This window comes from Kluyvera sichuanensis (assembly GCF_014218705.1).
Taxonomy (GTDB): Bacteria; Pseudomonadota; Gammaproteobacteria; order Enterobacterales; family Enterobacteriaceae; genus Kluyvera; species Kluyvera sichuanensis.
Map to the genome: position 1 here is coordinate 391,003 of NZ_JABBJF010000002.1, position 12,729 is coordinate 403,731.

Annotated in this window: 14 protein-coding genes and 1 riboswitch; of the genes, 6 read left to right on the forward strand and 8 right to left on the reverse strand. The window is 57.4% G+C overall.

Going from position 1 to position 12,729, the window contains the following annotated elements:
* Positions 1–45: 45 nt before the first annotated feature.
* Complete coding sequence (gene rhlE / locus HII27_RS04135) at positions 46–1,422, reverse strand: ATP-dependent RNA helicase RhlE (protein WP_185666696.1); 1,377 nt, start codon at positions 1,420–1,422, stop codon at positions 46–48.
* A gap of 228 nt (positions 1,423–1,650) precedes the next feature.
* Here rhlE and cecR point away from each other — a divergent pair, with 228 nt between their 5' ends.
* The 5 genes from cecR to HII27_RS04160 all read left to right on the forward strand — a co-directional run bounded on the left by cecR (position 1,651) and on the right by HII27_RS04160 (position 7,372).
* On the forward strand, positions 1,651–2,328 hold the full coding sequence (gene cecR, locus HII27_RS04140) for a transcriptional regulator CecR (protein WP_185666697.1): 678 nt from the start codon (positions 1,651–1,653) through the stop codon (positions 2,326–2,328).
* Positions 2,325–3,320 carry a secretion protein HlyD gene (hlyD, locus tag HII27_RS04145; RefSeq protein WP_185666698.1) on the forward strand — a complete coding sequence of 332 codons (996 nt, stop codon included), beginning with the start codon at positions 2,325–2,327 and terminating at the stop codon, positions 3,318–3,320. Before cecR ends, hlyD begins: the two co-directional genes overlap by 4 nt.
* A complete protein-coding gene (locus tag HII27_RS04150; protein WP_185666699.1) occupies positions 3,313–5,052 on the forward strand; it encodes an ATP-binding cassette domain-containing protein in 1,740 nt (579 codons plus the stop codon). The genes hlyD and HII27_RS04150 overlap by 8 nt, the downstream gene beginning before the upstream one ends.
* Complete coding sequence (locus HII27_RS04155) at positions 5,042–6,175, forward strand: ABC transporter permease (RefSeq protein ID WP_185666700.1); 1,134 nt, start codon at positions 5,042–5,044, stop codon at positions 6,173–6,175. Before HII27_RS04150 ends, HII27_RS04155 begins: the two co-directional genes overlap by 11 nt.
* Positions 6,176–6,265: 90 nt before the next feature.
* Entirely contained in the window at positions 6,266–7,372 is a 1,107-nt protein-coding gene (locus HII27_RS04160) for an ABC transporter permease (RefSeq protein WP_185666701.1), read from the forward strand.
* Here the strand turns inward: HII27_RS04160 and HII27_RS04165 are convergent.
* The 7 genes from HII27_RS04165 to moaA form a co-directional block, all read right to left on the reverse strand.
* Positions 7,334–7,744 carry a YbhQ family protein gene (locus HII27_RS04165; protein WP_185666702.1) on the reverse strand — a complete coding sequence of 137 codons (411 nt, stop codon included), beginning with the start codon at positions 7,742–7,744 and terminating at the stop codon, positions 7,334–7,336. The genes HII27_RS04160 and HII27_RS04165 overlap by 39 nt on opposite strands.
* A 206-nt stretch (positions 7,745–7,950) precedes the next feature.
* Positions 7,951–8,655 carry a Bax inhibitor-1/YccA family protein gene (locus tag HII27_RS04170; protein ID WP_035892249.1) on the reverse strand — a complete coding sequence of 235 codons (705 nt, stop codon included), beginning with the start codon at positions 8,653–8,655 and terminating at the stop codon, positions 7,951–7,953.
* Between the two features lie 53 nt (positions 8,656–8,708).
* The gene (gene moaE / locus HII27_RS04175; protein ID WP_035892247.1) at positions 8,709–9,161 is read right to left on the reverse strand and encodes a molybdopterin synthase catalytic subunit MoaE; all 453 of its coding nucleotides are present in this window, start codon (positions 9,159–9,161) and stop codon (positions 8,709–8,711) included.
* 1 nt (position 9,162) lies between these two features.
* Complete coding sequence (moaD, locus tag HII27_RS04180; protein WP_185666703.1) at positions 9,163–9,408, reverse strand: molybdopterin synthase sulfur carrier subunit; 246 nt, start codon at positions 9,406–9,408, stop codon at positions 9,163–9,165.
* Complete coding sequence (gene moaC / locus HII27_RS04185) at positions 9,401–9,886, reverse strand: cyclic pyranopterin monophosphate synthase MoaC (RefSeq protein WP_185666704.1); 486 nt, start codon at positions 9,884–9,886, stop codon at positions 9,401–9,403. Before moaC ends, moaD begins: the two co-directional genes overlap by 8 nt.
* 3 nt (positions 9,887–9,889) lie before the next feature.
* Positions 9,890–10,402 (reverse strand): molybdenum cofactor biosynthesis protein B, encoded by a 513-nt coding sequence (gene moaB / locus HII27_RS04190; RefSeq protein WP_035892242.1) that lies wholly within the window; start codon positions 10,400–10,402, stop codon positions 9,890–9,892.
* 22 nt (positions 10,403–10,424) lie between these two features.
* Positions 10,425–11,414, reverse strand: coding sequence for a GTP 3',8-cyclase MoaA (moaA, locus tag HII27_RS04195; protein WP_185666705.1), 990 nt, complete (start codon positions 11,412–11,414; stop codon positions 10,425–10,427).
* Positions 11,402–11,538: riboswitch (molybdenum cofactor riboswitch) on the reverse strand. Its footprint overlaps the gene before it by 13 nt.
* 240 nt (positions 11,539–11,778) lie before the next feature.
* Between moaA and yvcK the strand changes: the two genes are divergently transcribed.
* Positions 11,779–12,702, forward strand: coding sequence for a uridine diphosphate-N-acetylglucosamine-binding protein YvcK (yvcK, locus tag HII27_RS04200; RefSeq protein WP_185666706.1), 924 nt, complete (start codon positions 11,779–11,781; stop codon positions 12,700–12,702).
* Positions 12,703–12,729 lie beyond the last annotated feature (27 nt).

Here is a 12,729-nt window from a genome sequence, read left to right on the forward strand (position 1 = left end):
CGCCGCCGCAAAAAAGAAAGCCCGGCTTTCGGCCGGGCTCGCAATTTACTGCGCTGCTGCAGGTTTACGCGGACGGCGCGGTGGGCGCGGCTTATCGCCAGCCGGCTTGCCCTCTGCGCTGCGCGGTTTGGCTTTCGGCGCACCGCCGTCGTTACGACGCGGCTGCTGCTGGCTGCGACCGGCCCCCTGACCTTGACCCTGGCTCTGACCGCGACCGCGACCGCCGCCGTTGCCGCCGCCACGCTGCTGGCGACCGTTCTGGATCGGCTCTGCTTTGATTGACGGATCGACGTCATAGCCATCGAGGGCGATACGTGGGATCTCTTTCTTCAGCAGACGTTCGATGTCACGCAGCAGTTTGAGTTCATCAACACACACCAGAGACAGCGCTTCACCGGTGGCCGCCGCACGGCCGGTACGGCCAATACGGTGCACGTAATCTTCCGGCACGTTCGGCAGCTCGTAGTTCACCACGTGCGGCAGTTCTTCGATATCCAGGCCACGCGCCGCGATGTCGGTTGCCACCAGCACGCGAATATCACCGGATTTAAAATCTGCTAGCGCACGCGTACGCGCACCCTGCGATTTGTTGCCGTGGATTGCCGCGCTGCGGATGCCATCTTTGTTCAACTGTTCTGCCAGATGGTTCGCACCGTGTTTGGTACGGGTGAAAACCAGCACCTGCTGCCAGTTACCCTGGCCAATCATCTGCGACAACAGCTCGCGCTTACGTTTTTTATCGACCATATGCACATGCTGCGTCACCTGCTCGGAAGCGGTGTTGCGACGCGCCACTTCGATTTCCAGCGGGTTGGTCAGCAGCTTTTCAGCCAATGATTTGATGTCGTCAGAGAAGGTCGCGGAGAACAGCAGGTTCTGGCGTTTGGCTGGCAGCTTAGTCAGCACACGACGGATATCGTGGATAAAGCCCATATCCAGCATGCGGTCCGCTTCGTCCAGCACCAGAATTTCAATCTGGTCCAGCTTCACGGCGTTTTGATGTTCGAGGTCCAGCAGTCGACCCGGCGTTGCCACCAGCACGTCAACGCCGCCGCGCAGCTTCATCATCTGCGGGTTAATGCTCACGCCGCCGAAAACCACCAGCGAACGGATGTTCAGGTGGCGGCTGTATTCACGGACGTTTTCGCCAATCTGGGCGGCCAGCTCACGGGTTGGCGTGAGGATCAGCGCGCGCACCGGGCGACGGCCTTTAACGTGCGGCTCGCGGGAAACCAGCAGCTGCAGCAGTGGCAGTGTAAAGCCTGCGGTTTTACCGGTGCCGGTCTGCGCGCTAGCCATCAGGTCACGGCCCTGCAGTACAGCAGGAATCGCCTGCTGCTGAATAGGAGTGGGTTCCTGGTAGCCCTGCTCAGCAACGGCACGCAGAATATCGGGGTTCAGTCCGAGGGAATCAAAAGACATACATACTCCACACCCACCCCGACCGCACGCGGTGTAGTTTTCGAGGGGATAAAAAACGGGGGAATGACAAAAACCACAATGTCATGAAGGGGCGGAGTGTAGCAGTTTTTGTGATGCACCGCATAAATTATCCCCTCCGGGGGAGAAAACAAGATTATTCACCAGACTGGACAAGTTTAAAAACGCGGCATAATCTTAATCAATCGTTTGATTAATTTTGGTGACGCCATGAGCACAACGCCAATAACCAGCAAAGGTGAGCAGGCCAAAAGCCAGCTGATAGCCGCGGGGCTCGCTCAGTTTGGCGAGTACGGGCTCCATGCCACCACCCGAGACATCGCCGCCCAGGCCGGGCAGAATATCGCGGCGATTACCTACTATTTTGGCTCAAAAGAAGATTTATACCAGGCCTGCGCGCAGTGGATTGCTGACTTTATCGGTGAGAACTTCCGCTCGCATGCCGAAGCGGCAGAACGGCTTTTCGCCCAGCCAGAGCCGGACAGAGACGCCATGCGCGCGCTGATCCTCCATGCCTGCCAGAACATGATTTTGCTGCTGACCCAGGACGATACCCTGAACCTCAGCAAGTTTATCTCCCGCGAGCAGCTTTCGCCGACCGCCGCCTACCAGCGGATCCACGATCAGGTCATCGCCCCGCTGCACGCGCACCTCACCCGGTTGATTGCCGCCTATACTGGCTGCGACGCCAACAGTACGCAGATGATCCTCCATACCCACGCGCTGCTCGGCGAAGTGCTGGCCTTTCGCCTCGGACGGGAAACCATCCTGATGCGTACCGGCTGGTCACAGTTTGATGCCGACAAGGCCGAGCAGATTTTCCAGGTGGTGACCTGCCACATCGATTTGATTTTGCAAGGACTGACGCAAAGGAGCCTGAAGTCATGAAAAAACCGGTAGCGCTTATTCTGGTCGTGGTGGTCATCGTCGCCCTGATTGGCGGCGGAACATGGTGGTATCAGAGTCGGCAAAATAACGGCCTGACCCTGTACGGGAACGTCGATATCCGCACCGTCAATATGAGCTTCCGCGTCGGCGGCCGCCTACAGTCACTATCGGTTGACGAGGGTGACGCCATCAAACAGGGGCAGACGCTGGGCGAACTGGATAAAGCACCGTTTGAAAACGCGCTGATGCAGGCAAAAGCCAACGTCGCCACCGCCCAGGCACAGTACGACCTGATGATGGCGGGCTACCGTGCCGAAGAGATTGCGCAGGCGGCAGCGGCCGTCAAACAGGCGCAGGCCGCCTATGACTATGCGCAGAGCTTCTTGCAGCGCCAGCAGGGGCTGTGGAGCAAACGGCTGTTATCGGCAAACGATCTGGAAAACGCGAAATCCTCACGTGACCAGGCGCTGGCGACGCTGAAATCCGCGCAGGATAAACTGAGCCAGTACCGCGCCGGTAACCGTCCGCAGGAAATCGCCCAGGCCAAAGCCAATCTGGAACAAGCACAGGCGCAGCTGGCGCAATCCGCGCTGGACTTACAGGACACCGTGCTTACCGCCCCTTCCGACGGTACGCTGCTCACCCGCGCCGTGGAACCCGGCAGCATGCTCAGCGCAGGCAGCACGGTGCTGACGCTCTCCCTGACCCGTCCGGTCTGGGTTCGTGCCTATGTCGATGAAAAAAATCTCAGCCAGGCGCAGCCGGGTCGCGAGATCTTGCTCTATACCGACGGTCGCCCGGATAAGCCGTATCACGGCAAAATTGGCTTTGTTTCGCCTACCGCAGAATTCACCCCAAAAACCGTTGAAACGCCGGACCTGCGTACCGACCTTGTCTACCGCCTGCGCATTATCGTGACCGATGCCGACGATAGCCTGCGCCAGGGGATGCCAGTCACCCTGCGTTTTAGCGATGGGTCGCGCCATGAGTGACCAGCAGATTCAGCTGCACGGGCTGGTTAAACAGTTCGCCGGCATGAATAAACCGGCGGTGGCGAAGCTGGACTGCACGATTAACGCCGGCTACGTCACCGGGCTGGTCGGCCCGGACGGTGCGGGGAAAACCACGCTGATGCGCATGCTGGCGGGTTTATTGAAGCCTGACGACGGCAGCGCTGTGGTGCTGGGGCTCGACCCGATTCGAGACGATAGCGCACTGCACTCAGTGATGGGGTACATGCCGCAGAAGTTCGGTCTTTACGAAGACCTCACGGTGATGGAGAACCTCAACCTCTACGCCGACCTGCGCAGCGTCACCGGCGAGGCGCGCGCGAAAACTTTTGCCCGGCTACTGGAATTTACCGCGCTTGGCCCGTTTACCTCACGCCTGGCCGGTAAGCTCTCCGGCGGCATGAAGCAGAAGCTGGGGCTCGCCTGTACGCTGGTCGGCGAACCGAAGGTGCTGCTGCTCGATGAGCCCGGCGTTGGCGTTGACCCCATCTCCCGCCGCGAGCTGTGGCAGATGGTGCATGAACTGGCAGGCGACGGGATGCTGATCCTCTGGAGCACCTCCTATCTCGATGAAGCCGAGCAGTGCCAGGACGTGCTGCTGATGAACGAAGGCGAGCTGCTCTATCAGGGCGAACCCACCGCCCTCACCCGCACCATGGCCGGGCGCAGCTTTTTAATGCATAGCCCGGAGGAGAATAACCGCCGACTGTTACAGCACGCGCTGAAGCAGGAGATGGTCAGCGACGGCATGATTCAAGGGCGCTCGGTAAGGGTTATCCTGAAGAAATCGGCAACGGCGGACGATCTTAAGCGCGCACCGGGGATGCCGGAACTGGAGATTGAAGAAACGACGCCACGCTTTGAAGATGCGTTTATCGATCTGCTCGGCGGTGCGGGCACCTCAGAGTCTCCGCTGGGGGCGATTCTGCACACCGTTCAGGGCACGGCGGATGAGACGGTGATCGAAGCCAGACAGCTCACCAAGAAATTTGGTGATTTCGCCGCCACTGACCACGTGAATTTTGCCGTCAAGCGCGGCGAGATTTTCGGCCTGCTCGGGCCAAACGGCGCGGGAAAATCCACCACCTTCAAGATGATGTGCGGCCTGCTGGTGCCAACATCCGGCAATGCGTTAGTGCTGGATATGGATCTGAAAACCGGTTCAGGCAAAGCTCGCCAGCATTTGGGCTATATGGCGCAGAAATTCTCCCTCTACGGCAACCTGACCGTCGAGCAGAATCTGCGCTTCTTCTCTGGCGTATATGGCCTGCGCGGGCGGGTGCAGAACAACAAAATTGAGCGCATGAGCGAGGCGTTCGGCCTGAAGGAAATCGCTCGTCATACCACCGACGCGCTGCCGTTGGGCTTTAAGCAGCGTCTGGCGCTGGCCTGCTCGCTGATGCACGAGCCGGATATTCTGTTCCTCGATGAGCCGACCTCAGGCGTTGACCCCATCACTCGCCGCGAATTCTGGCTGCATATCAATAGCATGGTGGAAAAAGGAGTCACCGTGATGGTGACCACTCACTTTATGGATGAAGCAGAGTACTGCGACCGTATTGGCCTGGTCTATCGCGGCAAGCTGATTGCCAGCGGCACGCCGGACGATTTGAAAGCCAAAGCCGCGGATGAGCAACAGCCTGACCCCACCATGGAGCAGGCGTTTATCACCCTCATCCACGACTGGGATAAGGAGCATGCCGATGAGCGCTAAAGGGCTATCGTGGCGGCGCGTGCGTGCGCTGTGCGTGAAGGAGACGCGGCAGATCGTCCGCGATCCCAGCAGTTGGCTGATTGCGGTAGTGATCCCGCTGATGTTGCTGTTTATTTTTGGCTACGGCATTAACCTCGACTCCAGCAAGCTGCGGGTTGGCGTGCTGCTCGAACAGCAGAGCAAAGAGGCGCTGGACTTCACCCATACCCTCACCGGCTCGCCCTACATAGACGCCACCATCAGCGACAACCGCCAGCAGCTGATTGAGATGATGCAGGCCGGACGCATTCGCGGCCTGGTGGTGGTGCCGGTCGATTTTGATAAGAAAATGGCCCGCCCCGGCGACGATGCACCGATTCAGGTGATCACCGACGGCAGCGAGCCTAATACCGCTAACTTTGTGCAGGGCTACGTCGAGGGGATCTGGCAGCTGTGGCAGAAACAGCGCGCCGAGGACAACGGGCAAAGCTTCGAACCGCTTATCGACGTGCAGACCCGCTACTGGTTTAACCCGGCGGCCATCAGCCAGCACTTTATTATTCCGGGGGCGATAACCATCATTATGACGGTCATCGGCGCGATCCTGACCTCGCTGGTGATCGCCCGCGAATGGGAACGCGGCACCATGGAGGCGTTGCTCTCCACCGAAGTGACCCGCGTCGAGCTACTGCTGTGCAAGCTTATCCCCTACTACTTCCTCGGCATGCTGGCGATGCTGCTTTGTATGCTGGTGTCGGTGTTTGTACTCGGCGTGCCGTATCGCGGTTCGCTGGTGATTCTGTTTTTCATCACCAGCCTGTTTTTGCTCAGCACGCTGGGAATGGGGCTGCTGATTTCGACCATCACCCGCAACCAGTTTAACGCCGCGCAGGTGGCGCTCAACGCCGCGTTTCTGCCGTCGATTATGCTGTCCGGGTTTATTTTCCAGATAGACAGTATGCCAGCGGCGATTCGCGTGGTGACCTATATCATTCCGGCGCGCTATTTCGTCAGCACCCTGCAAAGCCTGTTTCTGGCGGGGAATATTCCGGTGGTGCTGATGGTCAACACGCTGTTTTTGATTGCCTCGGCGGTGATGTTTATTGGCCTGACGTGGATGAAAACCAAACGTCGGTTGGATTGATGCTTTCCCGGGGTCGCTGCGCTCGCCCGGGCTACCCTTTATCTGTAGCCCGGGCGAACGAAGTGACCCCGGGGACAATGGAGAATTCACATGCTGTACCGCTTATGGACGCTTATCCGCAAAGAGCTACAGTCGTTGCTGCGCGAACCGCAGACGCGCGCTATTTTGATCATGCCAGTGCTGATCCAGGTACTGCTGTTCCCCTTTGCCGCCACGCTAGAGGTGACCAACGCCACCATCGCCGTCTATAACGAGGATAACGGTAAACATTCGGTAGAGCTGACCCAGCGCTTCGCCCGCGCCAAAGCGTTTACCCACGTTCTGCTGCTGCAAAGCCCGCAGGAGATCCAGCCGACCATCGACACCCAGAAGGCGCTGCTATTAGTGCGCTTCCCGGCTGATTTCTCACGTAACCTCGACACGTTCCAGACCGCACCGATGCAGCTGCTGCTCGACGGGCGTAACTCGAACAGCGCCCAGATTGCCGCTAACTATCTCCAGCAGATCGTCAAAAACTATCAGCAGGAGCTGCTGGAGGGGAAAGCGAAGCCCAATAACAGCGAGCTGGTGGTGCGTAACTGGTATAACCCCAACCTCGATTACAAATGGTTTGTAGTGCCGTCGCTGATCGCCATGATCACCACCATCGGCGTGATGATCGTGACCTCGCTGTCGGTGGCGCGTGAACGCGAACAGGGCACGCTTGACCAGCTGCTGGTCTCCCCGCTCGCCACCTGGCAAATTTTCGTCGGCAAGGCGGTGCCCGCGCTGATTGTGGCAACCTTCCAGGCAAGCATCGTACTGGCAGTCGGGATCTGGGCCTATCAGATCCCCTTCGCCGGATCGCTGGCGCTGTTCTACTTTACGATGGTGATTTACGGACTCTCGCTGGTGGGCTTCGGGCTGCTTATCTCGTCGCTATGCTCAACCCAGCAGCAGGCGTTTATCGGCGTATTCGTCTTTATGATGCCCGCGATTCTGCTTTCAGGGTACGTGTCGCCGGTGGAGAACATGCCGCTGTGGCTGCAGCATCTGACGTGGATAAACCCGATTCGTCACTTTACCGATATCACCAAGCAGATCTATTTGAAGGATGCGAGTTTGTCGATTATCTGGGGGAGTTTGTGGCCGCTACTGTTTATAGCGGCCACGACGGGATCAGTGGCGTACGCGATGTTTCGCCGCAAGATCGCCTGAGGCTTTCTCTTTCACCAGCAGCGAGAACACGGCTGGGCCTGCGAGGATAGCGAGCCCGGCCAGCGCCAGCAGGTAGTTATTGTGCAACACGCGTGACAATAGCCAGACGACAATCATCGCCGCGCCGAAATACCAGGTGGTGGTTAACTCTTCGAGCACGTCGGCGAAGGCACGCCAGCGCTGCTCAGGGTGGCGCTGCAGCGCCAGCATCAATACGACGGTCACGGCATACAGCACGCAGAGCCCCAGGCCAACGCGTACCAGCGCGCCGCCCATCCAGCCCATCACCAGTGCGGCGACGACCAGTAAATGCAACATAATCTGCAAGCAACTGAGTCCCGTTGCGACACGAATTCGTTGTTGCCACTTCATGGCTTCTCTCCTGAAGAATTTTATTCGCTTATTCAGAGTACTCAAGTCTACGGAAAATTCCGTAATAGTGGTGCTTTTTGTGACGCTGTTGTCACTATTTTCACCAACAGAGTGATGAATTGTGCCTAAACATTCATTTAACGAAGAGGAAAATGCAGGGGATTAGGTGAGATTCCCGGCGCCGCATTGCGACGCCAGGGAGGCATTTAGCGGCGGTTGCCAAAAATACGCAGCAGCATCAGGAACAGGTTGATGAAGTCGAGATACAGCGTCAGCGCGCCGAGAATGGCGTATTTGCGCAGGTTCGACGAATCGCGAACGTCAATCTGCTCGCCGATATTTTTCAGCTTCTGGGTGTCATAGGCGGTCAGGCCAACGAACACAATCACCCCGATGTAGGTGATAGCCCACATCAGCGCATCGCTTTTCAGCCAGAAGTTCACCAGCGACGCCAGCACGATACCAATCAGCGCCATAAACAGCATGTTGCCAAAGCCGCTCAGGTCGCGCTTCGTGGTGTAGCCGTACAGGCTCATAATACCGAACATCCCGCCGGTCACCACGAAGGTGCTGGCGATGGACGAATAGGTATAGACGATGAAAATACTCGATAGCGTCAGCCCGGTGAGCGCTGAATAGAGCATAAACAGCGTGGTCGCCATGCCTGCGCTAAGACGCTGAACCATGCCCGAAAGCACGAACACCAGCGCCAGCTGTGCAATGATCAGCCCAAAGAAGGTAATTTTGCTGGAAAAGACAAACATCATCACCGCGGGAGTGTTAGCCGCATACCAGGCGATAAACGCCGTCAGCAGCAACCCGCAGGTCATCCAGCCATATACCTGAGCCATATAGGTTTGCAGACCGCTACGCGCCTGCACAATTGAATCGGACCGAGGGAATCGTTCCATGACTTTCTCCTGAGTGTGAGTAGAACTTATTCTAAGCGTATCACATTCACGGCTTACCAGCGCTCGGCAGCGTGTTTATCGCTGTCACGGGCTTCGACCCAGCGCTCACCTTCCGGCGTGGCTTCTCGCTTCCAGAACGGCGCACGGGTTTTCAGGTAGTCCATGATAAATTCGCCGGCGTCAAACGCGCTGCTGCGGTGCGCGCTGGTCACTCCGACAAACACAATCTCTTCGCCAGGCCACATTTCACCAATACGGTGGATGACCGTAACGCGGCCGAGCGGCCAGCGTTCGCGCGCGGCATCAACGATTTCTGCCAGCGCTTTTTCAGTCATACCTGGATAATGCTCCAGGGTCAGCGCTTTGACGCTATCGCCCAGGTTGTGATTACGCACCTTGCCGGTAAAGGTCACGACCGCGCCATCTTCATCGCGCTCGGCAAGCCACGGGTATTCATCCCCAACGCTGAAGCGTTCATGGCGGACGATAATTCGGGTCTCGCTCATCTTAACCTCCTGTTACCGGTGGGAAAAATGCCACTTCGTCGCCGTCTGCAACTGGATGGTCGAAGCTCACCAGCGTCTGATTCACCGCCGCCAGCAGCTTGCCCTCTTCCAGCGCCAGAGACCAGCGCCCTTCCTGCGCCGCCAGATGCTGGCGTACCGCTTCAACCGTTGCAAACTCAGGCGCCAGCGCCAGCGAGTCGGTGCCCACCAGCTCGCGGACCTGAGCAAAAAACAGCACATTAATCATAGGAATCCGCCTTGAAATCGCCCGATTTTCCGCCGCTTTTCGCCAGCAGACGAACCGGGCCAATGACCATATCTTTTTGCACCGCTTTGCACATGTCGTATATCGTCAGCGCGGCGACCGAGGCGGCCGTCAGCGCTTCCATTTCAACGCCGGTTTTCCCGGTCAGGCGACAGCGCGATTCAATGCGCACGCGGTGATGTTCTGGTTCGGCCTGCAGGTTAACTTCCACCTTGCTCAACATCAGCGGATGGCACAGCGGGATAAGATCCCAGGTGCGCTTGGCCGCCTGAATACCGGCAATGCGCGCCGTGGCGAACACATCACCTTTGTGGTGGCTGCCTTCGATAATCATCGCCAGGGTTTCCGGCTGCATGGTAACAAACGCTTCAGCGCGCGCTTCGCGAACGGTTTCCGCCTTGGCGGAGACATCCACCATGTGGGCTTCACCCGCCGCGTTGATATGGGTCAGTTGCGACATCGTTTATTTCTTCAGATGAGGGTGGAAGTTACACGGACGCGTACGGGCATCCAGCTGCGGGGCAATAATGTTGTCCCACGCGGTACGGCAGGCTTTAGTTGAACCCGGCATCGCGAAAATCAGCGTCCGGTTCGCCATACCGGCGACGGCGCGGGACTGCAGCGTCGCGGTGCCAATCTCTTCAAAGGAGAGCATGCGGAACACTTCGCCAAAGCCTTCGATTTCGCGGTCGAACAGCGGCAACAGCGCTTCCGGGGCCTGGTCGCCATCGGTCAGACCGGTACCGCCGGTGATCAGCACCACCTGTACGTCGTCGCGGGCAATCCAGGCGGAAACCTGGGCGCGAATCTGATAGCGGTTCTCTTTGACGATGGCCTTATCGACTATCTGGTGCCCGGCTTCCTGGGCAGAGTCGCGCAGGAAGTGGCCGGAGGTGTCATCTTCTTCGCCGCGACGGTTGGAAATAGTAAGAATAGCAATGCGTGTCGGGATAAATTCAGCGCTCACCTGACTCATTTACGTGCTCCTTGATTTGGAATTATCCACCAATATAGGACAAATTCTGCGTAATTCCGGTATTGCCCTGATGCAGGAAGTGGGTCTGCTTTTTGTGGGTTAACGCTTCGGCAATACGCGCTTCCAGCGCCTGCTGCTGAGCGTCATCCGCCAGCAGTTCACGCAGGTCAACGCCACCGTCGCCAAACAGGCACAGATGCAGCTTCCCAATGGACGATACGCGCAGACGGTTACAGCTGGCGCAGAAGTCTTTCTCATACGGCATAATTAAGCCGATTTCCCCTTCGTAGTCGGGGTGACAGAAGACCTGCGCCGGGCCGTCGCTGCGTTGACGGATTTGATGGATCCAGCCGCGTTTGAGCAGTTCATCGCGCAGCACCATGCCAGAGATATGGTGCTTGCGGAACAGCTCGCTGCTTTCGCCGGTTTCCATCAGTTCAATAAAGCGGAGTTGAATGCGGCGCGGTTTGATCCACGCCAGAAAGGTGTCGAGCTGATGATGGTTAACATCGCGCATCAGCACGGTGTTGACCTTCACTTTTTCAAAGCCCGCGGTAAAGGCGGCATCGATGCCGTCCATAACCTGGCGGAATTTATCCTGACCAGTGATGGCATGAAACTGACGCGCGTCCAGACTGTCGACGCTAACGTTAATCGCGGTTAAGCCCGCATCGCGCCAGCCCGCGACGTCGCGCGCCATACGGTAACCGTTGGTGGTCACGGCAATCTGGCGGATAGCGGTATTCTCTCTCACAGCGGCGATAACGTCGGTAAAGTCGCGACGCAGCGAGGGTTCCCCGCCGGTCAGACGCACTTTTTCCGTACCCAACGCCGAGAAGGCGCGCGTCACCCGGCGAATTTCGTCCAGAGACAGAAATCCGTTATTGGTGACTCCGTTAGGCTGGTAGCCGTTTGGCAGGCAGTAGGTGCAGCGAAAATTGCATACGTCGGTAATCGACAAACGCAGATAGTAGAAGCTGCGTGCATACGCATCAGTGAGTTGTGAAGCCATAGACACCTTTCCAAATACGGGAGGCGAGATCATTTCTTCCTTCGCCCTGGCAACAGCGTTGGCTGTTGCGGCCAAAGCGCCCTATTTTTCAACTTAGGCACAGAGGCTAGAGTGTGTTGTTCAACCTGCATGGCAGGATGACTGAACCATGTTATGCCGAATAGTAGCGCGAGAATAAAGGTTTCGCCATTTTCGCTTTCGCTATATAAACTTGTACATAGCGAGCCTATCGTGCACTTTCCCTACAGAATACGTAAAAATCACGTTTTTGCATTGATATACGTCATTTTGCTGGGGGTGGAGCATCGTCTTTTAGAGGTAGTTAGGCTAATGTAAGCAGGTTTTTCAGACATAAGGAAGTTGTATGCGCAATCGCACTTTTGCCGATCTCGACCGCGTTGTGGCGCTCGGCGGCGGGCACGGACTTGGACGCGTGATGTCGTCTCTCTCCTCCCTTGGTTCTCGCCTGACCGGCATTGTCACCACCACCGATAACGGCGGCTCAACGGGGCGTATCCGTCGTTCGGAAGGCGGCATCGCCTGGGGCGATATGCGCAACTGTCTTAATCAGTTAATTACCGAACCCAGCGTTGCTTCGACGATGTTTGAGTATCGTTTTGGCGGTAACGGCGAACTTTCTGGACATAACCTCGGAAATTTGATGTTAAAGGCGCTCGACCACCTGAGCGTAAGGCCTTTAGAGGCGATCAATTTAATAAGAAATCTGCTGAAAGTTGAGGCTTCACTGATTCCCATGTCCGAGCAGCCGGTCGATTTAATGGCGATTGATAGCGAGGGGCATGAAATCTACGGCGAAGTGAATATCGATCAGCTTGCGCTGCCGCCGCAGGAGCTGATGCTAACGCCGTCGGTTTCCGCGACCCGCGAGGCGGTGCAGGCTATCGCCGAGGCGGATCTGATTCTGATTGGCCCCGGCAGTTTTTACACCAGCCTGCTGCCTATTCTGCTGCTGCCAGAGATTGCCCAGGCGCTGCGCCGCACCCCGGCACAAATGGTTTACATTGAAAACCTCGGCCGGGAACACAGCCCCGCAGGCCATTTAACCCTCAGCGACCGCCTTGCGCTGCTGGAGCACTACATTGGTAAACCCGTTATCGATGCCGTAATTGCTGGCCCCAAAACCGATATCAGCGGCGTAGAAGGGAAACTGGTGATCCAGCAACCGCTGGAGGCCAGCGACATTCCGTATCGCCACGATCGCCATCTGTTACGTGCTGCACTAGAAGAGGCGCTTCAGGCTTTTGGTCGCGTTTCCTTAAAATCTTAAGGTTGTCTTAAAAAACGTCGGGCAGCA

What these genes read in the sequence shown, in the direction of transcription:
- hlyD (WP_185666698.1), top strand. Translation starts at nt 2,325, where the DNA reads ATGAAAAAACCGGTAGCGCTTATTCTGGTCGTGGTGGTCATCGTCGCC.
- moaD (WP_185666703.1), bottom strand. Translation starts at nt 9,408, where the DNA reads ATGATTAATGTGCTGTTTTTTGCTCAGGTCCGCGAGCTGGTGGGCACC.
- HII27_RS04155 (WP_185666700.1), top strand. Translation starts at nt 5,042, where the DNA reads ATGAGCGCTAAAGGGCTATCGTGGCGGCGCGTGCGTGCGCTGTGCGTG.
- moaA (WP_185666705.1), bottom strand. Translation starts at nt 11,414, where the DNA reads ATGGCTTCACAACTCACTGATGCGTATGCACGCAGCTTCTACTATCTG.
- HII27_RS04165 (WP_185666702.1), bottom strand. Translation starts at nt 7,744, where the DNA reads ATGAAGTGGCAACAACGAATTCGTGTCGCAACGGGACTCAGTTGCTTG.
- HII27_RS04150 (WP_185666699.1), top strand. Translation starts at nt 3,313, where the DNA reads ATGAGTGACCAGCAGATTCAGCTGCACGGGCTGGTTAAACAGTTCGCC.
- yvcK (WP_185666706.1), top strand. Translation starts at nt 11,779, where the DNA reads ATGCGCAATCGCACTTTTGCCGATCTCGACCGCGTTGTGGCGCTCGGC.
- HII27_RS04160 (WP_185666701.1), top strand. Translation starts at nt 6,266, where the DNA reads ATGCTGTACCGCTTATGGACGCTTATCCGCAAAGAGCTACAGTCGTTG.
- cecR (WP_185666697.1), top strand. Translation starts at nt 1,651, where the DNA reads ATGAGCACAACGCCAATAACCAGCAAAGGTGAGCAGGCCAAAAGCCAG.
- rhlE (WP_185666696.1), bottom strand. Translation starts at nt 1,422, where the DNA reads ATGTCTTTTGATTCCCTCGGACTGAACCCCGATATTCTGCGTGCCGTT.
- moaE (WP_035892247.1), bottom strand. Translation starts at nt 9,161, where the DNA reads ATGAGCGAGACCCGAATTATCGTCCGCCATGAACGCTTCAGCGTTGGG.
- HII27_RS04170 (WP_035892249.1), bottom strand. Translation starts at nt 8,655, where the DNA reads ATGGAACGATTCCCTCGGTCCGATTCAATTGTGCAGGCGCGTAGCGGT.
- moaC (WP_185666704.1), bottom strand. Translation starts at nt 9,886, where the DNA reads ATGTCGCAACTGACCCATATCAACGCGGCGGGTGAAGCCCACATGGTG.
- moaB (WP_035892242.1), bottom strand. Translation starts at nt 10,402, where the DNA reads ATGAGTCAGGTGAGCGCTGAATTTATCCCGACACGCATTGCTATTCTT.